Consider the following 24,398-nt stretch of genomic DNA (forward strand, 5'->3'; position numbering starts at 1 on the left):
CATACGTTATGCTATCGACTGGATTATATACACATCTAGAAAATAGAGCTGTGCTGTTTTTTTAATTTATTATCAAGGTATTACTGTCTTTTTTATTTAGCAAAACCGAGTGTAGTGCTATTTGATGGTGATACCTGTGGACGCCCCATGAAGTTTATTGTAAAGCTGTACCCTGAAATTATGATGAAGAGCAAGTCGGTAAGAATGCGCTTTACCAAAATGCTTGAAACTAATATACGTAATGTGCTTAAAAATGTGGATGAAGGTGCAAAAGTACAACGCTTATACGATCGTATAATCGTGCAAGTACCGAGCGATAAACCGGAGTTATGTGATGTTTTTGCAGAGCGACTAGCGTGTATTCCAGGTATTGCTCACGTGGTGCAAGTGAGTGAGTACACTTTTGATTCAATCGATCATATTTATCAGCAAGCTTTACCAAAGTACCGCGATGAAATTGCCGGTAAAACTTTTTGTGTCCGCGTAAAACGTTCTGGTAATCACGACTTTAATTCAATTGATGTTGAGCGTTATGTCGGTGGCGGATTAAATCAACACACTGAGGCGCTAGGGGTAAAACTTAAAGACCCTGACGTGACCGTTAATCTTGAAATCAATCAAGATAAGCTTTACATGGTTGAGCGTCGTATTCAAGGTTTGGGTGGTTTTCCGATGGCGACCCAAGAAGATGTGTTGTCGCTTATTTCAGGCGGTTTCGATTCTGGTGTGTCGAGTTTTCAGTTTATTAAAAAAGGCGCTCGTACCCATTACTGTTTCTTTAATTTAGGTGGCGCTCAGCACGAAATTGGCGTTAAGCAAGTCGCTTACCATCTATGGAAGAAGTACGGTGAGTCTCACAAAGTACGTTTTGTGTCGGTGCCATTTGAGCCTGTAGTTGAAGAGATTTTAGAGCGTATTGATAACGGTCAGATGGGTGTGGTACTTAAGCGTGTAATGATGCGAGCAGCAACACGCATTGCTGACAAATATGGTATTCAAGCACTGGTGACAGGTGAGAGCTTAGGTCAAGTATCTAGCCAAACACTGACGAATCTAAATGTTATCGATCGCAGCACCGATTTATTGATTTTACGCCCGCTTATCGCAATGGACAAACAAGATATTATTAATCAGAGCCGTATTATTGGCACTGAAGATTTTGCTAAATCTATTCCCGAGTATTGTGGTGTTATTTCACAAAAACCTACGGTTAAAGCGGTATTATCTAAGGTTGAAGCCGAAGAGCTTAAATTCTCTGAAGATTTAATCGACCGTGTGGTTGCATCTGCAGTGGTAATGGATATTCGCGATATTGAAGCTGAAATGAACCAACAAGTGACCGAGACCGAAACGGTTAACGATGTCGCTTCTGGCGAAATAATTATTGATCTTCGTGCACCTGAAGAAGAAGAACGTAGCCCATTATTAATTGATAATGTAATGGTTAAAGCGATTCCATTCTTTAAGTTAGCCACCCAATTTGCCGATTTAGATAAGTCTAAAACGTATTTGTTATATTGCGATCGTGGCGTAATGAGTAAGCTGCAAGCCTTATATCTTGTAGAAAAGGGCTATACTAACGTTAAAGTGTATCGCCCTTAAGTTGTCGAAACGACACCGTCTTTGCGGTGTCGTGACTTTGGTCTATTTTTAGGGATTTATCCACGTTAGTGTTAGTTTTGGCGGTGAGCTTAAACAGTAATACGCTTTGAGTGAGATGAATCACAGACAATAAAAAACCGCATTTAATGCGGTTTTTTATTGTCTCAGTAACGTGCTTAAGATGAGCTAGCTCTAGTTAGCTTGAACCACTTCTGAAGTTTTTTGTTGTTCATCATTGTCAGCAATTAAAATGCTGTTAACATCATTATTGATATCAATTTGCATCGCTTCAATGCTTTGTGATAATTCAGCATGTAAATCGATCATATCGATAGGTTCTAGTTCAGTCGCTTGAGTAGAAGATAAACCCAATATAGATAATAGTGCGACTGCAAAAATAGTGTTTAGGTTGAACATAGGGGATGAGCCTCCAGGCTAATAAGTCACATTTGCCGGACTATCCCAGTAACATCGTAGAGATTGTCCAACTGTATTTTCAATGATGCTAATTTAACCAAACACAGTGTTCTTTACAAACGACAAAAAATAACGATAATCATTAGAAAAACTAATTAAAAAACGAGAGATTGATCACTATGTCTAGACGATTACCTCCTTTGAATGCAGTTAAAGCATTTGAAGCTGCAGCACGACATTTGAGCTTTACCCGCGCCGCAGAAGAGTTGTTTGTCACTCAGGCTGCGGTGAGTCATCAAATTAAAGCATTAGAAGATTTTTTAGGGCTAAAACTGTTTAGACGTAAAAATAGATCATTATTGTTAACAGAAGAAGGCCAAAGCTATTTTCTGGACATTAAAGACATTTTTATTGAACTCGGCGAGGCAACTAATCGTCTGCTTGCCCGAAGCGCGGTAGGATCGTTAACGGTGAGTATGTCTCCGAGTTTTGCTATTCAATGGTTAGTGCCTCGTTTAGCTAAGTTTAGCGAAAAAAATCCTGATATTGATGTGCGTATTAAAGCGGTAGACAGCGATGCCAGTTCGTTAACGGATGATGTCGATGTGGCGATTTATTACGGTCAAGGTAACTGGCCTGGACTACGTGCGGATAAACTGCGTAATGAAGTGCTGATTCCAGTATGCTCACCATTATTACTTAACGGCCCTAAGCCATTAATTCAACCGAGTGATTTAAAGCTCCATACCCTATTACATGATTCCAGTCGCCAAGATTGGCAGGCATGGTTTAGGCAATGTGGCGTCACTGACATCAATGTCAATCAAGGGCCGATATTCAGTCATTCATCATTAGTGCTGCAAGCTGCTGCACATGGTCAAGGTGTGGCATTAGGATATAGCGTACTAGCAAGACCCGATATCAAAGCAGGGCGCTTAGTGTGCCCGTTTTCTGAAGTGTTAGTCAGTAAAGATGCGTATTACCTTGTGTGCCAACAAAATCACTCCGAAATAGGTAAAATATCAGCGTTCAGAGAGTGGATGGTCGATATGTTTGCAGAGGAGTCGCGTAGTGAGTTACTTACCGGATAATACGCCAGTATTAGCTGAAGACTTTCTTTTGCAAGGTTCTAAAAGTGACACCTTGATTGTTTTTGCTCATGGTGCTGGTGCGAATATGCATCATCAATATATGACTTCGATGACCGATAAGTTAATCGCTCAAGGCTATCAAGTGTACCGATTTAATTTCTTGTATATGCAAGCCAATATGCAAGATGGTAAACGTCGTCCGCCTGACCGAGCGCCTAAATTACTTGCGCACTATGAACAGGTGCTGCTTGATATTCAACAAAAAATGGCTCTTGGTCTTATCAATTGTCAGCGGATAATCTTAATGGGTAAGTCAATGGGCGGTCGCATGTCGGCGATATTGACCAGTTCAGACCATCAACTACAACAGCCCCTTATTACCGATGTTGCCAATAAAATTAGTGCAATTGTGTGTTTGGGCTACCCATTTATTCCCCTTAAAGGTGGAGAACCACGACTTGCGCCTATTCAGCACAATTCCATTCCGATGCTGATTGTTCAAGGTGAACGCGATAAATTTGGCGACCTTCAACAAGTACCCAATTGGGCTTTGGGTGAACATGCAGAAGTCTGTTGGATTGGTGATGGTGACCATAGTTTACAACCGCGAAAATCGTCTGGTTATACCCTTGAGGGCAATCTTAATCATGCCATTGAGAATATTAGTCAGTTTATTACCCGAGTAGGCTAATGCTGTAACGCGATGTTTTACGCATATGTTGTGTCTACTTTGCTGATAGTTCAATCAACCCCAGTATTAATATTAACACTACACGAATACTAACGGTGATGGTTTAAGTCACGAAAATAAGCTTGCTTCAATAGTATGATGCATTGTCGGTTTATGTTGTATGAGGTTAAGTAAAATGAATAAAGGTCTATTATTATTTGCCACATTAAGTGGTTTTATGGCTGTAGCACTGGGTGCTTTTGCTGCTCATGGGCTTAAAACTATCGCACCACCGGAATTAGTGAGTATTTTTAAACTCGGGGTCGATTATCAGTTTTATCATACCTTCGGATTGATTGCGTTGGCTTTTTCTGCTCATTGGATCCCCTCTAAGTTGATCAACTGGGCAGCTTATAGCTTTATTGCCGGGATAATATTGTTTTCTGGTTCGTTATACCTTTATGCCTTTACAGGGGCTAAATGGATTGGCCCAATTACGCCTATGGGCGGGTTATGCTTCTTAGTGGGGTGGTTGTTATTTGCTGCGGCGATTTGGCATGCAAAATCAGCAGAATAATGCCTTAGCTAAATTCTCCCACCTTGAGCATTTTTGAGTATAATAGCGAGATTATTGTCTCGCTATTATGCGAATATCCTTACGCTAAGGCTCCAAATGAAAAACCTATTCCTATTTTGTCGCTCAGGCTATGAAAAAGACTGTGCGGCAGAAATTCAACAACGGGCAACAGAATTAAATGTGGGTGGTTTTGTTAAAACCAACATCAACGATGCCTATGTGATTTATCAATGTTTTGACGATAATGGTGCCGATACGTTAGTTAAGGAATTGGCGCTTAGTTCATTAGTTTTTGCGCGTCAGATGTTTGCCGCGGGTGAGTTGTTGAGTGATTTACCTGAACAAGATCGAGTCGGGCCTATTGTGGCTTCATTGGCCGCGCTGTCAAAATGTGGTGAGCTACGCGTTGAAACGCCTGACACCAATGAAGCAAAAGAATTATCTGCATTTTGTCGTAAATTGACAGTGCCGTTACGTCAAGGTTTAAAAAAGAGCGGCGCATTACTTAACGCTGAAAGTGACCGCCGTCCCATTATTCATGTGTGTTTTATCGGACCAGGCAAAGCGTATGCGGGTTATTCGTTAAGCCACAATAGTTCGCCACACTTTATGGGTATTCCTCGGTTAAGAATGGCTGCAGATGCACCAAGTCGTTCAAGCCTTAAGCTAGATGAAGCGTTTGGAGCCTTTTTAACTAAAGAAGAGCAAGAAACACGTTGTCGTAGTGGGTTAAATGCCGTTGATTTAGGCGCTTGTCCTGGCGGTTGGACTTACCAATTAGTTCGCCGTGGGATGATGGTGGCTGCCGTTGATAACGGTCCAATGGATCCAAAATTGATGGAAACAGGCCAGGTGAAGCATTACCGTGCAGATGGTTTTCGTTTTGAGCCACCGCGTAAAAATGTGTATTGGTTAGTGTGTGATATGGTTGAAAAGCCAGCCCGAGTTGCTGAATTAATGGAAGCTTGGGCGATTAATGGTTGGTTTAAAGAAGCTATTTTTAATCTTAAGTTACCCATGAAAAGCCGCTATAAAGAAGTTAGCGTGATTTTAGAAACCATTGGTGCCATTTTAACTGAAAATGAAATTGATTTTAAAATGCAGTGTAAGCACCTTTATCATGACCGCGATGAAGTGACCGTGCATTTATGGATATTCCCTGAAAAGGGTGTGAGCTACGCATAAAAATATTATTGCGCCGCTAACAAAAAGCCCCTTATGCAACAGTGCATAAGGGGCTTTTTAGTTAATGACAGATAACTCAGTCATTAACGTAACCATATGGAATTATCCTAGACGATCGAGTACTGCTTGAGTGAAGTCGGTAGTGCCGTGAGTGCCGCCTAAATCGCGGGTAGTACGGTCACCTTCTTCAATAACAGCCGATACAGCGCTACGGATCATCTCAGCTTTATCAGACATGCCTAAGTACTCTAGCATTTGAATCGACGCTAAAATTACTGAGGTTGGATTGGCTAAGTTTTTGCCTGCGATATCTGGTGCACTGCCGTGTACAGCTTCAAAAATAGCGGCATCGCGACCAATGTTTGCACCTGGAGCCATGCCTAAACCGCCCACAAGACCGGCACATAAATCAGACAAGATGTCGCCAAATAGGTTAGTGGTCACAATAACATCAAAGTTTTCAGGATTCATAACCAGTTTCATACAAGTGGCATCAACAATCATTTCTTCGGTGGTGATGTCTGGGTAACGCAAGCTCACTTCACGTGCCACTTTCAAGAATAAACCTGAAGTTGATTTCATGATGTTAGCTTTATGAACGATAGTCACTTTTTTACGATTTTCTTTACGAGCAAGTTCGTAAGCAAATGTGGTGATTTGCTCTGCACCATGACGAGTAATAATACTGGTCGCTTCGGCTGTTTGACCATCGTCAGAGATTTTTTGACCTAAGCCTGAGTACATACCTTCAGTGTTTTCACGCACGGTAATGATATCAATGTTCTCATAACGCGCTTGGGTTCCTTTAAATGAAATCACCGGGCGCACGTTAGCATAAAGACTGAACTTTTTACGTAAGCTTACATTAATAGAGGTAAAACCTTCACCGACAGGTGTGGTTAAAGGTCCTTTAAGCGTAATGCGGTTTTTCTCGATAAGGTCTAATGTACGTTGTGGTACTAATTCACCGTGCTTTTCTAACGCCGTTAACCCTGCATCTGCAAATTCATATTCAAAGTTACATCCTGCTTTGTCGAGGATTTTCAATGCTGAATCGATAATGCTTGGGCCAATCCCATCACCTGGGATCACGGTTATTGTACGTTTTGACATGAATAGTCCTTCCACGGTTGTGGTTACTGCAATTGATAGACCGCATATATGGCACGGCTAGGTGACGATAAAAAGCGTCGTTTTTCTGCGGCGTATTTTAACGACTTTTAATGTTTATTTACAGAAAATAGTGAGTATTATCACATTATTTCCGTTATTTTTAAGTCAATTCTAATTTGATTGTTTTACTATGAACCTTTATTACAAATCGTTTACTTGTAAAGTATCTTAATGCTGAAGATTTATCTGCGGTTCAATGTTTTATTGGCAGCATTAGCTTATTCTGTAAGCATTTTTTATAAAGACGACTTTGGTCGCATGTCATGTCTTTTGCTGGTTGGCTTAACGTTAGCTAGTCAATATTGAGATAATCCAACACGATGATCTATTACGGTGATCTATAAAAATAATCAATCAACGTTACCATTAGAGGAAAACTGTGAAATTATTCAATTTAATTCCATTGGCAGTCTGTCTGTCATTTAATGCCCATGCGGCTCCACAACGTGCACTGTCCCTTGATGACATTATGCATTTTGAAACCTTACAACAGCCGGTTATTTCTGATAATGGCAACGTGATTGCGGTACAGGCTACTCCTGATAGAGGCAATAGTCGTGCATTAATCCGTTTTAGTGATAACAGTAAACAGTATGAAATTGCCAATGGCACCGATGTGAATGTCAGTGCTGATGGCAAATTTGTGTTGGCGACCATTGAAGCGAACTTATTTGAGCGAGAAACCAAGAAGAAAGCCGATTTACCCCATGAAGTGGTCTTACTGAATACTCAAAGTGGTAAGCAACAGACGTTTGAGAATGTTGAATCTGCCCTATTTAGCGATAATGGTCATTTTTTAGTTTTAAAATTTAAAATTAACAAGCCTGAGTCTACGAATGAGAAATCTGAATTATCGGAATCTAAGGCTGTTGAATCCATTGCTTCTGAGTCTAAAGCTTCTGAATCTATTATCTCTGAATCAACGGTTACCGAAAATACTGCTAAGGTTGAAGATGATACTGATGTTGAAATTGAGGAAGCAGATAAAGGCTCTGATGTTCGGTTAATTAATCTGGCTACCAATCAACACACCCAGCTATCTGATGTGACCCAATTTGCTTTTGATAAAGCTGGGAAGCATTTTGTTGCAGTCGTTAATCAAGTTGAAAATCAATTGCACCAACTAGTGCTGGTAGCATTGGATGACCAAAAACAGCGTCAACTTTATGGTAGTCGCGATGAACATATTGAAGCATTAGCTATCAGCGATGATGGTCAATATGTTGCCGTGACGAAAGGCGCTGCGAGTTCGACACGCTATGGCCGTGAGCACAACATGTTGCTTATTGATGTAGAGCAGAATAAACAACAGCAATTTGCCCAGTCTGAAGCTTGGACATATAACCAATATTCAAGCTTACAGTTTTCAAAAGACGGCCAACGTTTGTATATTGGTCGAGTCCCAAAAGTTGCTCAGCAAGCTGAATTAGCTGATTATCAAAATACCAATGATGTGTTTAATCCAGAGATTATCACGGCGAAAAAGCAGCTACGCATTTGGCATGGTGATGATGCCAAAATTAAGCCTCAAGAAGTCAAAGAATATGAGCAAGAATTAAAACGCACTTATTTAGCGGTTTTACACTTAGATTCAAATAAGTTAGTCCAATTAGCTGATCAAGTGGTGCCAGATGTTACTTATGGTGAGCAAGCGCGTTTTTTATTGGCCAGTTCAGATGTGCCATATCAAAAAATGATCACCTGGGCAGGTTTTTATCGTGATGTGTATTTGGTTGATGTAAACAACGGTAATAAAATTCCAGTGTTAACTCAGCAACCTAGTGATGCAATGCCGACTCTGTCACCGAATGCTAAGTTTCTAGCTTATTATCAGCAAGGTAACGTGTTTCTTTTAGACATTGCATCTCAACGTCGGGTTAATTTGACTGCTAATATTACGACACCGTTTGCTGATGAAGACCATGACTATCCCAGTGCTGCACCCGGTTACGGTTTTGGCCCTTGGCTAACTGATGATAGTGCGATAACCGTTTATGATAAATATGATGTATGGCAGTTTAATACCGCATCGAACCAAGGGTTTATGTTAACCAATGGCGAAGGGCGAAAGCAGAAAACTCAATTTAGACTGGTTGGCTTAGTGAAGGATGAATTGTTACCCGCAGTAGTTAGTGATGCTGAAACTGTGCTATTGCAAGGTTATAGTCATCTATCAAAAGCAGACGGTTTTTTCAGCGCCAAAATGGGTGTTGCTGGTGTGAAGCGCTTAACCGAAAGCAACAGTAAATTAACGTTGCTTGCCAGAGCTAATAAAGCCTCGACAGTGGTGTTTTCGAAACAGCGCTATGATTTATATCCTGATTTATATATTGCAACTAATACCTCACCACAGAACGCCCAACAGGTGACCCAACTTGATAAGCAGCGTAAACCCTTTAAATGGGGCAATGCGGAGCTAGTACATTGGCGAGATGGTGACGGTGTTAACATGGATGGGGTACTCATTAAGCCAACAAATTACCAAGCCGGTAAACAGTATCCAACTTTGGTGTATTTCTATCGGTTTATGAGCGATAGGCTACATGCGTTTCCTGATATGAAGCTCAATCATCGACCTAACTTTGCTTGGTATGCAGACAATGGTTATGCGATTTTCTTGCCTGATATTCGTTTCGAGATAGGTTATCCGGGAATATCTTCAGTAAAAGCACTGACCGCAGGCGTACAAAAATTGATAGCGATGGGGATTGCCGATCCTGATGCTGTTGGTATTCAAGGGCATTCTTGGGGCGGCTATCAGAGTGCATATGCGGTAACCCAAACCAATATCTTTAAAGCTGTTGTGACTGGTGCTCCGGTATCGAATATGACCAGTGCTTATAGTGGCATTCGCCATGGTTCAGGGCTAGCAAGACAATTTCAATATGAAACGGGCCAAAGTCGAATGGGCGAGAGTCTATTCAAGGCACCACAAAAGTATATTGAAAACTCGCCGATTTTTTATGTCGATCGCATTCAAACACCCATGATGATTATGTTTGGTGATAAAGATGATGCTGTACCATGGGAGCAGGGTATTGAGCTATATCTGGCAATGCGTCGTGCAGGCAAGGATGTGGTGTTTTTACAATATGAAGATGAGCCACATCATTTGAAAAAATATCCCAATAAACTTGATTATACCATTAAGATGAAGCAGTACTTCGATCATTACTTAAAGGGTGAGCAAGCCCCAGATTGGCTCCGCCAAGGTGAAGCTTATCAGGAGTATAAAAAGTAGATTAAAACGGCTATCAATGTTTGATCTGAATTAACTTTTACGCCCTATGCTGATACCGATAGGGCGTTTTTGTTATTGATACCACAGACAAATAAGCAACTATTGTGGTTCTTGATGAGTTATTGGCACGGCAAAATATTGATCTTCAGTGTCTTGTCCCCATGCAATCAGCAGATTATCTCTAAATAACAATGGGGTGCACTCTTCTTTAGTGGTTTCACCGTCTGATTTTATGTGGTGGGTACGGTAGTACATCACTTGATATTGTCCATCAATGCCGGTTTTGGCTTCGACAAAATCTGCACTGCCTAATAATGTTCTGATCTCATCAAGGCTTTGACCAAAGCTGACTTCACTCATTTTTTGTAAGTTGAATGCTTGGCGATCATCCCATGCTCGGTCTTCTGGCTGTGGTTCATAAACAAAAATCACCACGGCAACAAACAGTAAATAGGCAGTGAAAATTCCACCGATGATATACGTCACTTTTGTATTCATAATCTGTGTAATCCGTTATGGTATTAATACCGTTGAGGTTATGTGTTTTTACTCAACTCTGGATAATAAACGGTTATCAAATAACACTTTTTTGTTATCTGTATTGTATCGACTTACCATAAGCCTACTATCATGTTAAAACCCTTGGCAACATCAATAGCAAGAGTGATAGCAGACGTTAAATACACTTATTTTTAACGCTTTAGCCCATCCCTTATCCAGAGTAGAGGTTAGCTTATTATGGCATTAGTTTGTTATTGGATTGATCCTAAATTGTTTCAAATTAATATTCAGTGGAATATCGCATTGTAACTGCGCTAATTTATAACTAATTCTGGCAATCTCTTTTCCTTCGGCTAATTTAAGTGCTTGCTTGGCGCCAAGGTTATCTAAAGAACGATATAAATTAGCTAGCGTTCTAAATTTATTGAGTAAATCCGCTGCAGATTTTGGGCCTATGCCCATAATTCCGGGAATTTTATTGCCGCTGTCACCCGCTAATGCAATAAAGTCGAGCATTTGGTATTGCTCTATTCCCAGTTTCTTTTCATATTGCGCAACATCAAAAACGTGCTGATTAAAGTGATCCCACAAGGTGAGATTTTTGGTCGGTAATTGGCTAAAGCCTTTGTCGGTTGACACAATAATCACTTCACCCTTGTTGCTGATCATTTTCATCGCGATGGTGGCGATAACATCATCGGCTTCAGATTGAGCGTCGAAAGAATTGATATCGTGTTCAGCCAGTGTGGCTTTGATATTTACCAGGCCATCACTTAATGCCGTCGGCATGGGTTTACGACCTTTTTTGTAATCACTGTACAGCGTTTTGCGCCAAGATGGCTCATTGCCATCCCAAACGACAATGCAATGAGTCGGCTGATGTTGTAACAGCATTTTTTTGGATGCTGCTAAAACACGTTCTTGAACGCTGGTAATATCGTTTTCATCAGGTAGCACCGCATGAATGCGGCGTACGAGATTGAGTCCATCAATAATGAGTAATTTATTCATTGGTTTTTATTATTTCGTAGCAGGGCACGTAAGCGCTGCCTGGCAGTTTCATTCGTTGTTGTTTAACAAAAGCGTTTAATAGCTTATCCATCATTAGCATGAGCTTAGCATCACCTTCAATCTTAAAGGGACCAAACTCTTGAATTAACTTGATGGTATCGCCTTTTACGTTACCGGCGACAATACCTGAAAACGCTTTACGTAAGTTAGCGGCAAGTTCTGCCTTATTTTCTTGAAAATAGAGATTCAAATTTGCCATAACTTCATGGGTCGGCGCAAAGGGTAATTGAAATTCGGGTTCAATTTTGAGTGACCATTGATACTGGTAAGCATCACATTTTTCTTTGCGATAGATTTTTACTTGCTCCATGCCTTGCTTCATTATTTGCGCCACTTTGGCAGGGTCGCCGATAATGATTTGATACTTACTCTGTGCTTCTTCGCCTAATGTTGCCCCGATAAATTCATCGATAACGGCAAAGTATTCAGCACTTTCAGCAGGTCCGGTTAATACCAGTGGAAAGGATGCATGGCAATTTTCTTTATTTAATAAGATACCAAGAAAGTAGAGTAGTTCTTCAGCCGTACCCGCGCCGCCAGGGAAAATGACAATACCATGGCCTAAACGGACAAAGGCTTCTAGACGCTTTTCTATGTCGGGTAAAATAACTAATTCATTAACAATTTGGTTTGGGGGCTCAGCAGCAATAATACTGGGTTCGGTTAAGCCGATATAACGGGCGTTGTGAACTCGTTGCTTTGCGTGGGCAATCGCCGCACCTTTCATTGGGCCTTCCATAGCACCAGGGCCGCAACCGGTGCAAATATCCAGTCTACGTAGCCCAAGTTGGTAACCGACATCGCGGGTATATTGGTATTCAACAGCATTGATGCTGTGTCCTCCCCAACAAACCACCACATTAGGGTCTTTCATTGGCGAGATTGCTTGAGCATTGCGTAAAATATCAAACACAACATTGGTAATGTGGCTGGCATTACTTAAGTCAATATGCTTTAAATTTTCGTACTTATTGCTGATGTATATAATATCGCGGAGTACTGCAAACAAATGTTCTTGAATACCGACAATGATTTCCCCGTCGACGAAGGCTTGCAGAGGAGGGTTGATGAGTTCAATTTGGATGCCTCTTTCACGCTGTAAAATATTAAGGCTAAAAGATTCATAGCGACTAAACAGGTCTTCGGAACTGTCGCTGATAAGGCCTGAAGCTAACACCGCGAGTGAGCAATTTCGATATAATTGGTAAAGGTCGCTTTTTGCACCTTGTTTCAGACGTTCGACTTCTAATTGAGAAAGCTGATCTAGACTACCACGTGGACTAATTTTTACTATCATAAGCAACTCCTTTGGACTCGAGTGTTTGATGCCGAGTCCAAAGAAAACTGTCTTGGGAGGCTAGATATCAATAACGACTCGGTCTCTGCCGTTGTTTTTTGCTTGGTATAATGCAGCATCTGCTCTTTCGAAAGCTTCTTCAAGCGTTTCGTTTTCCATTACTTGTGCAGCACCTATAGATAATGTAACTGTAATTCTCTGATTTTTAAACTTAAACGGAATATTTTTGATTTTCTCTCTCACTCGATTCAATAGTTGAGAGATATGTTCATCAGTAATATCAGGTAATAGTAATACAAATTCTTCACCACCATAACGAGCAACAAACTCGCTATCGCGTAATGAGTTTTTTAACGCCATAGCAATGACTTGCAGGGTTTTATCGCCGGTACTGTGGCCAAAGCTATCATTAATGCCTTTAAAGTGGTCTATGTCTGTAACGGCTATCCACAGTGGCGTTTTAAAGCGGACATGGTTGCGATACTCTTGCTCCATGCGATCTTCTAACGCAGTACGGTTTGCTAATTGGGTAAGCGGATCGAGTAGGTTGAGCTTTTGATGTTCAAATAGCTTTTCTTTGTAACTATTCGCTTCCTGGCTCATTGAATTGAGCTCTTTACGCATTGTCTCTATTGATTTACGTAAAATGGTTTGTTCACGTTGTTCCAGTGCCTCTTTACGAGACAGTGAATCGCGAAGTGAAGATAACTGCACCGTCAGTTGAATCTTTAATTGGTTAAGATCATCTGCATCTACCACTAACTCGTCGGCGTTATTGACGCGTAAATTGATTTCTTTATTTAATTGACCTTTAAGTTGCTCACAACGTTGGTTGTTGTTATGGGTGTTGTTGACCACATCGCGAACGATAGTCAGAGCATCGTTGAGGGCAAATAAAAAGTCTTGTGATGCGGTTTTTTCGCGAGCAATATTTTCTAATAGTAAGCTTAATATCGATTGGTAAGAATCCAGTAAGTTATTTAAGCTGATATCACCAAGTAACACTTCTTTTATGACTAGAATTTGGTCCCGTTGATCTTTTCTAAATTCAATTTCAGCAATTTTAGCGGCAAGCTCTTTAGCTAGCTGAATATGGTGAGGCAAAATTTCGTAATTGTCGGCATCAGCAAATTCGTGTTTTAAAATTTCTTCATAGAAAAAAATCAGTTTTTCAACTTTGGGAATGTATTCCCATACAGTATGGAATGGTTTGCCTAATTCTTGTTTAAAGTAAGTGATTTCTTTTTTGAGTTTGTCTGGCGCAGAGTTAATTCGTTGGATCTGACGGATCACTCGATTGAGGCCATTACGACTGTCTTCTAAACGAGTCATGGTATGGCTATATTGAGATTTTAATAGTCTTTCGATATCGACGAGTTCAGGTAGTGCCTCGTCAATTTGCTCAAAATTGTGCATATGATGGCGCAATTTAGCCAGTTTATTATCGAGTTCTAAGTTTTGCCCTTTACAAGCAAGACTCAGATGAGTGATAAATTGAATTAATGTTTTCAATTTATCATTACGATCGATATTTATTTCTTCGAGAGCAAGTTTAGCTGCATGGAGCTTTTGCTTCATCAACGAAATTTGAGTTATCGCTGTATTTGACTCTTTCATTTTGCAGTGCCTACTTTCATTCTTCAGCTAAAGGCATCTATTGCCGTGATTAGGATATTAATTTAGACGGCAAATCGAATTTATAGTAATTAACATATCATCGATTAACATTATAGTAATATTATCTCAATAATGTTGTGCAGCAAATCCAATTACCGTACAAAATCTCATAACTGGTCACAATAGCATGTTTATTAATCAATTAGTTTTTCGGCCAGTTGATCTCTTGGGTGTTACGATTACTTTCTGCACGAATGATGCCGCGATTAAGTGCTTGAGTCAGATTTAAATAAAGTGGGCGCATAAAAACAGCCGCTGGAGCGAAATTAAGTGGTCGCAATGACACATAAGCGGGTTGCTCAGTTATTTCCATGGCTGCAGCAAGTGCGTATTGCAATGTTTCAAATTGTAATTCAGCACTGATGCTGGCATCTGGGTTACCCAGTAGTGGCAAATTAATGTGACCAATACTGGCATGTTGGACCGCGGATATGTTAGCAAAATTTGGTATAGTAAATTGGGTCTCATGTAATTGTTTAAGGCAATCAATTACAGCATGTAAGATATTTTCTGCGTCGTATTGCTTATCGAAATAACATGCAATCAATCCTGAACGTATTATATACACTTCAGTGTCTAGGTGTTTACTGAACAGGCTATTAAAATTTTGCATCAATGCGATAGATTCAGTGAGCCCAAGTTGAATATCAATATTGTTTAATTTATTGATATTCACTAACGCAATCGTTTTAGACTCAGTGTGTTTAAGAGTGCTGATGCGTTGAATAAACGCCCTGTAACCTTGGGCTTGCGTTATCGGGTCTATGGTATTTAAATGTTGGGCGTTAAGGTATAAGGTATTTCGCTGTTGAAATTTTCTGTAGATAAAAAACAACACGATAATCGCAATACTGAAACCGAGAATTAATACTAAAATGATAAATTGACTATATTTATTCTTTGCCGTTTGTTGATGTAGTTTATTACGTAATAAACCCAGTTCGAATTTTAATTTTTGTTCAGTGAGTTCAGAAAAATCATTTGTTTGTTCGGTTTTTTGTTGCGATGTGTTGATCAGCTCAACAATGGCATCGACTGTTGCAAGTGCTGCATTGAGGTTGTTTGTTTTGCGATATGCGGTAGATAAATAGCCTAATGCTTCTGTTTGCACATCATTTAAATGTTTCTTTTTAGCCAGTTCAATAGCCTTGCTCGCATGATCAATAGCCTCATTCCACATGCCTTCACTGGTATTTATTTGGGCAAATAGTAGTTCATTATGGACTAAGTAATGTTCTACTTTCCGAGCTCTAAATATATCATTTGCACGTTGCATTACGTTCAATGCTGCTTGGATATTATTTAATTTGAAGTAAGCCTCGCCTAAGTTGTGGTATGTGAGCCCTATGGCGATTTCATTTCCCATACGCTCATTAACTTGCTGGACATTTAAATAATAGTCGATGGTTTTATTCCATTGATCTTGGCCAGCGTAAATCATTGCGATGACCGTCAAGGTCTCTGCTAGGTAGACATCTTGACCTATCGCTTGAAGTATTTCGGCAGCATTATGGGCATATTTTAGGGCATCATCCCATTGTTCTAAATCTCGGTATGTACGCGCAAGATTAAGTTGTGTATGAGCTTTAATTCCGGGGTAATCCAGACTATTGGCTAAACGAAATGCTTCACTGTAGTGCTGGAGTGACTTGGCTTGATCGCCATTAAGATTGTAATAACGACCTAACTGGGTTTCGGCATCGGAGATAAAATAATTATTGTGTAATTGGTAAGCGATATCGCGGTAACGATTTAAGTGAGAAAATGCCGGCGTAGGTTGAAGTAGCAATGAATGTAACATGCTGAGTTGTTCATGAAGTGTTGATTTAAATAGCGTACTTTCTAAACTGACATCTGTGTTTACCATATTCAACGCATTATTTGATTCAACAATCACCTGGTTATATTCTTGGTTTTGACGGCCTTTAATTCGCGCTTTAAGCATGATGACGACGGCTTGCTCAAGTGTGGTTGATGCAATGGCGTCTAATTGTGTTATGAGCAATTTAGCGTCTTTATACTTAGTAGGTGATGTAAGCTTTGCTTCTAAATTCAGTCGAGCCAGCAGCTCTAAATCGCGATGAAGTTCATTGGGTGGGTAACTTAATTCATTTGCGGCTTGCTCAAATTCCTCCTTATTTGAAAATTGTAAAGGAAACTCTGTGGCCTTCATTAGTTTTGTATACAGCTTTTGAGGATTTTCTTTGAAAAATATTTCTTGCTGCTCAATATCCCTTGCTGAAACCACTGAACTTAATAGTATCGAACATAATATGACCAGAGGAAAACATCGCAGCATAGTAAGAGATACCTTTTATAGTGTTAGTTAACGTGGACTTCATTTTTACGTGGAATGAATAAATAAATTTACCTGGGTCAGATGTTCTCACCGGGTGTTTTCCACTAAATTGCAAATTGCCACTGTGTTAATGAGTCTAGATCGTTATAATTGTTCGGAATTTAAAATAAAAACAATAGAATCATACCAGAAGGAACCTAGAGTGAAACCTACTTCTCTTGCAATTTTAACCAGCAGTGCTATTTTTTCGATGAGTTGGGCAATGCCTGCACTTGCAGATGTCGATTACCATATCGATATTAACCAACCCACACACCATTTAGCCCAAGTGAGTGTGTCATTCCCTCAAACCAATTCGGATGTATTAACGGTCAATTTACCGGTATGGCGAACAGGTCGTTATCAAGTATTACCCGTTGCAGATGGCGTAAGGTTGTTTAATGCGACCGACAGTAAAGGACAATCATTACCTTGGAAACGCACTGCCAGTGGCGAATGGCAAATCGCCTTAACCAAACCTACATCGGTGAAGGTGACATATCAATTACATGCCAATGAGCTTGGTGATCGTTTACGTCACATTGATAGTAGCCATGCTTTTTTAGATGCTAGTGGTGTATTTATGTATAGCCCTGCATTTCGTCAGCAACCCGTTACGGTCAACATGGAAGTTCCTGAAGGTTGGAAAAGTTACTCTGGCATGGATAAAGGCAGCACATCACATTCATTTAAAGCGGCCAATTATGATGTGTTAGTTGATTCACCGATAGAAACAGGCATAAACCAACATGTCAGCTTTGAGGCTGACGGTCGTGATTACGACGTGGTATTTTGGGGCGAAGGTAATTACGATACTCAAAAAATTGTAGCAGATCTCACCAAAATCAGTGGTCAGGCATCGGCTATTTGGCCTGATTATCCATTTAAACGATATGTGTACATGGTGCATGCAACCAGCGGTGCTCGTGGTGCAACAGAGCATCTCAATTCTACTATTATCCAATTACCACGATTTAATTTTCGTGAACGCGAAGATTATTTACGCTTTATCAGTACCGCCTCGCACGAGTTTATTCATACGTGGAATGTTAAAGCTTACCGACCTCAAGGGCTTGTTCCGTATGATTATCAGTCGGAAAATATGACCGATTTACTGTGGATGGCTGAAGGCTCCACCAGTTATTTCCAAAATCAGTTATTGTTACGTGCTGGAGTGATAACCGCCAAAGAGTTCTTTGACGATTTAAGTCAACGTATTGTGCTTAATCAACATAACCCAGGTCGTGAAGTCCAATCTGTCGCAGAAGCCAGTTTAGGCCAGTGGAGTAGCACTTGGGGCGATTATGCGGTTAATCACAGTGTGAATATTTACTCTGAAGGTTACTTGGCTTCAATGGCACTTGATTTTAGTTTGTTAAGCGATACGCAACTTGCTCATTCATATAGAGATGTCCATAAAGCGCTTTATCAACAATATAAAATTCCATTAAGTTATAACGTCGCGGACGTGCAATCTATTTTAAAAAATCTTTCTGGTAAAGATTACCAGTCGTGGTGGGCTGAATATGTAAACCAACCGTTTAGTTTATCTTTTGATGACTTGTTGGCACATGCTGGTTTGATCACGACTTATGGTCCATCTCCTAAAACAGAAGTCGATGCCGGAATGATGTTGTCTGGCTTATATAACGATCTAATTATTGCGAGTGTGCTAAAAAATGGCCCAGCTTGGAATGCTGGTGTTGCTGCCGGAGATGAAATTGTTGCTGTTAATGGTTTAAAGGTTACCGCGGATGGTTTAACTAAACGTCTTAATGATTTTAATGTTGGTGATACGATTAAACTAAGCATATTCAGGGATGAGCGTTTAAAAGAAGTGAGTTTACTCCTGACTGAACAACCCAAAGGTGACTTATCAATTGCATCAGTAGATAAGGTAACTGATGCGCAGAAAGCGTTTTATAAAGCATGGTTGGGGGTTGAATGGCCGTTTGATGACAAGGGTGAGTGGATTAATACTACTGACTAAAATGTTGATTTGCATATACCCAAACGACCTTGAAATGCAGGATCCAGCATGTGGAGAAGTGACGCTTCAGAAACGATAACAAGCGAACGCTGCGCTCACGGATAAAGCGGTCTCGCGGCTTGTTATCGCCCTTTCGCTCGTCACCGCTTGCTACCTCAAGCGGTTGTGACAGCTTCGCTGTGCTGTCTGCTTTTATAGAATCTAGCCGCGTAGCGTCCTAGCAGCGCAGCGCTCTAAGAATAGTGATATTAATTCTCTTCAATCACTGCCTTGTTCAGTTATCCTACGGGGCTTTGAAACGAGCATGTTGAAGTGGCTTGGTTGAATATGTCATTCAGTATTGAGATGCGAGCCGTTATGATAAATAAAATGCCCTGAGAACAGGGCATTTTTGTATGATGGTTACGCCGGAGGAGCTGTTTCGATAAAAAATGGCTCTTTTTCTATTGTGGCTAAAAATATTTTCAGTTTTGGATAATCTTCGATATCAATCCGTTGGCGGAAAACCGCCCAACTTAAATAACAACCTAAACGCAATTGCACATCATTAAACGGTCCGTATAGCGGTAGTTCGAATTTTTCAAATTCAGCTAGTGTTGCGTTAATGCGTTGCGCTTGTCTGATTGTGTAATCAAAACGTTCAATATCAACGCCATCACGAGACAAGAAAAACAAGTTAATTGAACTGTCTAGAGCAGTGTTGATCATGCAAAACTGATCAAGTTCTACCACGGTATCAAGGTACGTTTTTGATGACTTATGACGGATGTAGCGCAAGATAGCGCTTGAATCCGTTAACGATAACTCTCCATCGTGTAAAAAAGGAACCCGTTTTGTAGGGGATAGCATTGCGCTGCTAGCCTGATCTGTTTCAATAAATTGATAATCTAATGTTGATTCCAATAAGGCTATTCGGCAATGCCGAACAAAGGGAGACGTAAAGCTACCGTAAAGTTTCATGGGATACCCTTATGGTATTAAACGCTTTGCTCTAAAGGACCAAATGCTTGATTTACCGCATTGACGAAAGCCACTAATTCACTGCCCATCAAGGCAAAGTCAGCGTCTAAACGTGCTAATGGATCTTCGGTACCAACGTCATCACTACCTGCTCTAAACTCTTCAGAAAACTTAAGTCGTTTAATACTGGCATCAGACTGCATTAAAAAAGCAATCGACTGACCAAAATGCAATGCCAATTTGTGCACTTGCTTACCTGTCGCAATATGGGCAAGCACTTCATCTTCTTGAAGCACTTGTTGTTTAAAGCGAACGATACCGCCTTCATCAGAGTCTGACTTAAGCTCGGCTTCATCTTGCATTTCAAATGGCGCCGGTGCTTCACCCGCTTGCAACCATTGCGTTAACGTTGATTCGATTGGTGTGGCATAACTTAGCGGGATAACCGGTAAGCTACCTATCGCTTTACGAAGCAGTGCCAACAACTCTTCCGCTTTAGTCGCACTAGAACTATCAACTAAAATCATTTCTAGCTCAGGCATGATGAGTGCATGAGTTTGGCTACGTCGAGAAAATGCACGAGGCAATAATGTTGTGGTGATTTCGTCTTTAATGGTGTCTTTTTCTTTTTTAGTGACTTTACGATTTTCTAACTCTTCAATCTCTGCCACTTTTTCATCTAAGGCTTCTTTGATTACTTGGCCTGGGAGAATTTTTTCTTCTTTCGTGACGCAAATTAGATAGCGATTTTCGGCACTATGGACTAATGCCTGGCCTTTTTTGCCTAGGGCATTAGAAAAACCAAACTTGCTTATGTCTTGGCTTGAACAAGGAGAGAAAGTGAAATCAGCTAAGGCATTTTCTAATGTTTCGGTATCTGTCGTAAAAGGTTTGTTGAAACGGTACAGGGTGAGATTTTTAAACCACATAGAAGGCTCTCATTAATTAACAGGAAAAATAAGTTACTGCAGTTTACGGGATAGATGCAAAGCGGTAAACCTACAAAAAAACACTAATAATACGACCGCTGTCGTCGCTAGGGTTAGAATTCATCAAATTGTCACATTCCCCCAAACTTCCTTGAAACCACTGCTGTAGCTAGATCTACTGCGCAATAATGTGGTTTGGTATGGCAAATATTCATTTTTAATTAAGCATTGCAATATTTCTGAAACATTCGCAAGGCAAAATTCTGCTCGTTCCGATACAACTAACCCAGAATAACCATGACGAAATATGCGTCGAAAGGATGAAATGATGAATGTTTTTTGTAAAACTCTATTAGCCTCTGCAATGGCAGCCTCTTTAGTATCAAGTGCTTATGCGGCAGATCCTCTACAAGTTTATGGAAAATTAAATGTTACAGCACAGTCTAATGATGTTAATGATGAAACTGAAACAACTATTCAAAGTAATGCATCACGTTTTGGTGTAACCGGTGAGTTTGAGTTAAGCAAATCATTAGAAGCTTTCTATACCATCGAATACGAAGTTAATACCGGTGATGATGACAAAGAAAACTTTTTAGCTCGTAACCAATTTGTTGGTTTAAAAGGTAACTTTGGTGCCGTTTCTGTAGGTCGTAACGACACTATCCTTAAAGTATCTCAAGGTAAAGTTGACCAGTTTAACGATTTATCTGGTGACGTAAAAAACATGTTCAAAGGTGAAAACCGTATGGCGCAAACCGCGACATACTACACACCTATGTTTGGTGATTTTCAAGCGGGTGTAACGTATGTTGCATCTGGCGATTCAGACCAAGTTGTTGGTGACAATACAACTGGTGAAGATGGTGTGAGTATGGCTGTAATGTACGGTGATGCAGGTCTTAAAAGTACACCAATATATGCAGCGATTGCTTATGATTCAAAAGTAAAAGGTTATGACACTGCACGTGCAACGGTTCAAGGTAAAGTTGCTGGCTTAGTTATTGGTGGTATGTACCAGCAACAAGAAGCAATAGATAGCGGTGTAACAGATAACGGTTTCTTATTAAGTACAGCTTATGACATCAATGATGTGACACTAAAAGCTCAGTATGTCGACATGGAAAACAAAGGCGATTCATGGTCTGTAGGTGCTGACTACAAACTAGGTAAACCAACTAAACTATTTGCTTTCTACACAGCCAACTCGTTTGATTCAAATGACCAAGATGATAGCTATGTTGGTATTGGTATCGAACATAAGTTCTAAACCCAGTCATCATGTGATGGTTAAATCTTCAATCAATTAAAAAGGGCTTAGGCCCTTTTTTTGTTACATTGCATTAACAGCAATGAATTTTTTATGACAGAAAGGCGTATTTAATGCCAAAATCAGCTGTTAGATCATAAATCTGTAACAAAAGTGTCCAATAATAGTCTCGTGGCAAATTAACGTAGAAACCCAATATGACAGCTAGGATATTAATAGTAGAAGATGAATCAGCAATCCGTGAGATGCTGACATTTGTGATGGATCAACATGGTTTTACGACAGCTGCAGCTGAAGATTTTGATTCAGCAATTGAGTTGCTTAAAGAGCCATACCCTGACTTAATTTTATTGGATTGGATGTTCCCTGGTGGTAGTGGCATCCAATTAGCTAAACGTTTAAAGCAAGATGAATTTACGCGTCAGATCCCGATTATTATGCTGACAGCTCGTGGAGAAGAGGAAGATAAAGTGAAGGGCCTTGAAGTAGGCGCTGATGACTATATAACTAAACCTTTTTCACCTAAAGAGCTCGTCGCACGAATTAAAGCCGTTTTGCGCAGAAGCGCACCAACGCGCTTAGAAGAAACTATTGATGTGCAAGGATTACAACTCGACCCTGTGAGTCACAGAGTGACCGTTGGTGACGCCGTGCTCGATATGGGACCGACAGAGTTTCGCTTATTGCATTTCTTTATGACCCATCCTGAGCGAGTCTACAGTCGAGAGCAGTTACTCGATAACGTTTGGGGCACCAATGTGTATGTTGAAGATCGAACTGTCGATGTGCACATCAGACGTTTACGAAAAGCCGTAGAAGAGGGTGGACATGATAAATTGATCCAAACTGTTCGTGGTGCTGGTTATCGATTTTCAACCAGAATGTAATTCGTATTGGCGGCTCGAAAAGTTCTGCCATGCTAGGCAGAGCTTTTTAAAAACTGTTTTTTTCGCTGTCTAGCCATAATAGTCGATTTAGGCTATCTTGTGGTTCCTCGTTAGCCCTAATAATCAGTAACGGCACTGAATGTGTTGGCGGCGTTACTTTCGTATTTAGGTAGCCTATGTTTATCTCGTACTCTGGATATCGTTTATTTTTCCGGTTAGCTATATTGCTTGTTTTATTCATGCTTATCGGCGCTTTATTCAATCAAGTTGTTATCGTTATGCTATTAGGCTCGATTGCATTACTTGTGTGGCATTATCGTCAAATTACTCGTTTAAACTTCTGGTTATGGAAAGATAAAAAGCTTACGCCTCCACAAGGGCGGGGAAGTTGGGAGGGCGTGTTCAATGGAATATATCGCCTGCAGGGCAAGAATCGACGAAGAGTGGGTCAGTTAGCTACGTTGTTAGCCCGTTTTCGTCAAGGCGCTGAGGCCTTGCCTGATGCGGCTGTAGTGCTTGATGCCGAACATAATATTTTATGGTGTAACAAACTCGCTCAGTTAATCTTAGGGTTTGTTTGGCCTCAGGATAATGGTCAGAGAATTGATAACCTTATTCGCCATCCTGATTTTTCGACTTATATAAAGAAAGCACAATACAAAGAACCATTAGAAATCCCTTCTCCCGTGTCCGATAAGCGTTTACTTGAAATTCGAGTAATGAGCTATGGTGATCGACAATTGCTGTTAATCGCTCGAGATGTCACCCGAATTCATCAGTTAGAGGGTATGCGCAAAGATTTTGTGGCAAACGTTTCCCATGAACTTAAGACCCCATTAACAGTATTACAGGGGTATTTAGAAATTATGCAAACCATGGAAGATGCAGACTCTCCTAATCACAAACCACTATCATTGATGCAGCAACAGACGACTCGGATGCAGTCGATGGTTGAACAGTTATTGGCACTGTCGCGCATTGAAGACGCGGTTGATATTGATTTATCGCAAACGGTCAATATGTCATTGATGATGGAAATTCTTAAAGAAGAAGCCAAAGCTCTTGCTGGCACCGACTATACATTAGTGTTTAATTGCGAACCCGGTTTGAATACCCATGGTAATGAATTGCAATTACGCAGTGCTTGTTCCAACTTGATTTCAAATGCAATACGTTACACCACTCTTGGTGGAACGATTTCGGTTAATTGGAAAAGTGTTGCAACCGGAGCGTTGTTTTCGGTGACCGATACCGGAGTGGGTATCGCTCCACAACATATTAACCGCTTAACTGAACGCTTTTATCGAGTAGATAATGCCCGTTCAAGTAAAACTGGCGGCAGTGGTTTGGGGCTAGCGATTGTAAAACATGCTTTAAACCATCATCACAGTGAGCTTAAGGTGATAAGTGAGTATGGCAAAGGCAGTATCTTCAGCTTTGTTATTCCAGCGCACTTGTTAGTTCGACAATAGCTAGCCTCTAGATTTTCAATCCTTAAAAAACAGCATACGTGCTGTTTTTT

General features: G+C 40.4%; 19 protein-coding genes. 10 read left to right on the plus strand and 9 right to left on the minus strand.

Annotation, left to right across the window (positions count from 1 at the left end; all coding sequences use genetic code 11):
• Positions 1 to 147: 147 nt before the first annotated feature.
• Entirely contained in the window at positions 148 to 1,602 is a 1,455-nt protein-coding gene (gene thiI, locus CXF88_RS08545) for a tRNA uracil 4-sulfurtransferase ThiI (protein ID WP_101086487.1), read from the plus strand.
• Positions 1,603 to 1,794: 192 nt separating this feature from the next.
• Here the strand turns inward: thiI and CXF88_RS08550 are convergent, their stop codons facing one another.
• Complete coding sequence (locus CXF88_RS08550) at positions 1,795 to 2,019, minus strand: hypothetical protein (protein ID WP_101086488.1); 225 nt, start codon at positions 2,017 to 2,019, stop codon at positions 1,795 to 1,797.
• A 179-nt stretch (positions 2,020 to 2,198) separates the two neighbouring features.
• Between CXF88_RS08550 and CXF88_RS08555 the strand changes: the two genes are divergently transcribed.
• The 4 genes from CXF88_RS08555 (at position 2,199) to rlmM (ending at position 5,542) form a co-directional block, all read left to right on the plus strand.
• The gene (locus CXF88_RS08555) at positions 2,199 to 3,110 is read left to right on the plus strand and encodes a transcriptional regulator GcvA (RefSeq protein WP_011638232.1); all 912 of its coding nucleotides are present in this window, start codon (positions 2,199 to 2,201) and stop codon (positions 3,108 to 3,110) included.
• On the plus strand, positions 3,091 to 3,801 hold the full coding sequence (locus CXF88_RS08560) for an alpha/beta family hydrolase (protein WP_101086489.1): 711 nt from the start codon (positions 3,091 to 3,093) through the stop codon (positions 3,799 to 3,801). Before CXF88_RS08555 ends, CXF88_RS08560 begins: the two co-directional genes overlap by 20 nt.
• Before the next feature lie 175 nt (positions 3,802 to 3,976).
• Positions 3,977 to 4,357: a DUF423 domain-containing protein gene (locus tag CXF88_RS08565; protein ID WP_011638230.1), complete on the plus strand. Its 381-nt coding sequence runs from the start codon at positions 3,977 to 3,979 to the stop codon at positions 4,355 to 4,357.
• Between the two features lie 96 nt (positions 4,358 to 4,453).
• Complete coding sequence (rlmM, locus tag CXF88_RS08570) at positions 4,454 to 5,542, plus strand: 23S rRNA (cytidine(2498)-2'-O)-methyltransferase RlmM (protein ID WP_011638229.1); 1,089 nt, start codon at positions 4,454 to 4,456, stop codon at positions 5,540 to 5,542.
• 102 nt (positions 5,543 to 5,644) lie between these two features.
• Here rlmM and CXF88_RS08575 read toward each other — a convergent pair whose 3' ends face one another.
• Positions 5,645 to 6,655, minus strand: coding sequence for an isocitrate dehydrogenase (locus CXF88_RS08575; RefSeq protein ID WP_101086490.1), 1,011 nt, complete (start codon positions 6,653 to 6,655; stop codon positions 5,645 to 5,647).
• A gap of 439 nt (positions 6,656 to 7,094) precedes the next feature.
• On the opposite strand from CXF88_RS08575, the gene CXF88_RS08580 reads away from it, so the two are divergent.
• Entirely contained in the window at positions 7,095 to 9,956 is a 2,862-nt protein-coding gene (locus CXF88_RS08580) for a prolyl oligopeptidase family serine peptidase (protein ID WP_101086491.1), read from the plus strand.
• 99 nt (positions 9,957 to 10,055) lie between these two features.
• On the opposite strand, the gene CXF88_RS08585 is transcribed toward CXF88_RS08580, so the two are convergent.
• The 5 genes from CXF88_RS08585 to CXF88_RS08605 form a co-directional block, all read right to left on the minus strand.
• Complete coding sequence (locus CXF88_RS08585; RefSeq protein ID WP_101086492.1) at positions 10,056 to 10,454, minus strand: DUF3192 domain-containing protein; 399 nt, start codon at positions 10,452 to 10,454, stop codon at positions 10,056 to 10,058.
• A gap of 246 nt (positions 10,455 to 10,700) precedes the next feature.
• Positions 10,701 to 11,468: a flap endonuclease Xni gene (gene xni, locus CXF88_RS08590; RefSeq protein ID WP_101086493.1), complete on the minus strand. Its 768-nt coding sequence runs from the start codon at positions 11,466 to 11,468 to the stop codon at positions 10,701 to 10,703.
• Entirely contained in the window at positions 11,461 to 12,825 is a 1,365-nt protein-coding gene (gene ppnN / locus CXF88_RS08595; RefSeq protein ID WP_101086494.1) for a nucleotide 5'-monophosphate nucleosidase PpnN, read from the minus strand. Before ppnN ends, xni begins: the two co-directional genes overlap by 8 nt.
• A gap of 60 nt (positions 12,826 to 12,885) precedes the next feature.
• Positions 12,886 to 14,442: a GGDEF domain-containing protein gene (locus CXF88_RS08600; protein WP_101086495.1), complete on the minus strand. Its 1,557-nt coding sequence runs from the start codon at positions 14,440 to 14,442 to the stop codon at positions 12,886 to 12,888.
• 202 nt (positions 14,443 to 14,644) lie between these two features.
• Entirely contained in the window at positions 14,645 to 16,675 is a 2,031-nt protein-coding gene (locus CXF88_RS08605; RefSeq protein ID WP_162023580.1) for a tetratricopeptide repeat protein, read from the minus strand.
• Between the two features lie 328 nt (positions 16,676 to 17,003).
• On the opposite strand from CXF88_RS08605, the gene CXF88_RS08610 reads away from it, so the two are divergent.
• Positions 17,004 to 18,830, plus strand: coding sequence for a PDZ domain-containing protein (locus tag CXF88_RS08610; RefSeq protein WP_101086497.1), 1,827 nt, complete (start codon positions 17,004 to 17,006; stop codon positions 18,828 to 18,830).
• 402 nt (positions 18,831 to 19,232) lie between these two features.
• On the opposite strand, the gene CXF88_RS08615 is transcribed toward CXF88_RS08610, so the two are convergent.
• Positions 19,233 to 19,790 carry a glutathione S-transferase family protein gene (locus tag CXF88_RS08615; RefSeq protein ID WP_101086498.1) on the minus strand — a complete coding sequence of 186 codons (558 nt, stop codon included), beginning with the start codon at positions 19,788 to 19,790 and terminating at the stop codon, positions 19,233 to 19,235.
• 17 nt (positions 19,791 to 19,807) lie between these two features.
• Positions 19,808 to 20,719: a recombination-associated protein RdgC gene (gene rdgC, locus CXF88_RS08620; RefSeq protein WP_101086499.1), complete on the minus strand. Its 912-nt coding sequence runs from the start codon at positions 20,717 to 20,719 to the stop codon at positions 19,808 to 19,810.
• 325 nt (positions 20,720 to 21,044) lie between these two features.
• Between rdgC and CXF88_RS08625 the strand changes: the two genes are divergently transcribed.
• From CXF88_RS08625 to phoR, 3 genes are all read left to right on the plus strand, one after another.
• Positions 21,045 to 21,989 (plus strand): porin, encoded by a 945-nt coding sequence (locus CXF88_RS08625; protein WP_101086500.1) that lies wholly within the window; start codon positions 21,045 to 21,047, stop codon positions 21,987 to 21,989.
• 197 nt (positions 21,990 to 22,186) lie between these two features.
• Positions 22,187 to 22,876 (plus strand): phosphate regulon transcriptional regulator PhoB, encoded by a 690-nt coding sequence (gene phoB, locus CXF88_RS08630; RefSeq protein WP_011638217.1) that lies wholly within the window; start codon positions 22,187 to 22,189, stop codon positions 22,874 to 22,876.
• A 176-nt stretch (positions 22,877 to 23,052) separates the two neighbouring features.
• Positions 23,053 to 24,348, plus strand: a complete 1,296-nt coding sequence (gene phoR, locus CXF88_RS08635; protein WP_101086501.1) for a phosphate regulon sensor histidine kinase PhoR — start codon at positions 23,053 to 23,055, stop codon at positions 24,346 to 24,348.
• Positions 24,349 to 24,398: the final 50 nt, after the last annotated feature.

The sequence above is a fragment of the Shewanella sp. ALD9 genome (assembly GCF_002836315.1).
GTDB lineage: Bacteria > Pseudomonadota > Gammaproteobacteria > Enterobacterales > Shewanellaceae > Shewanella.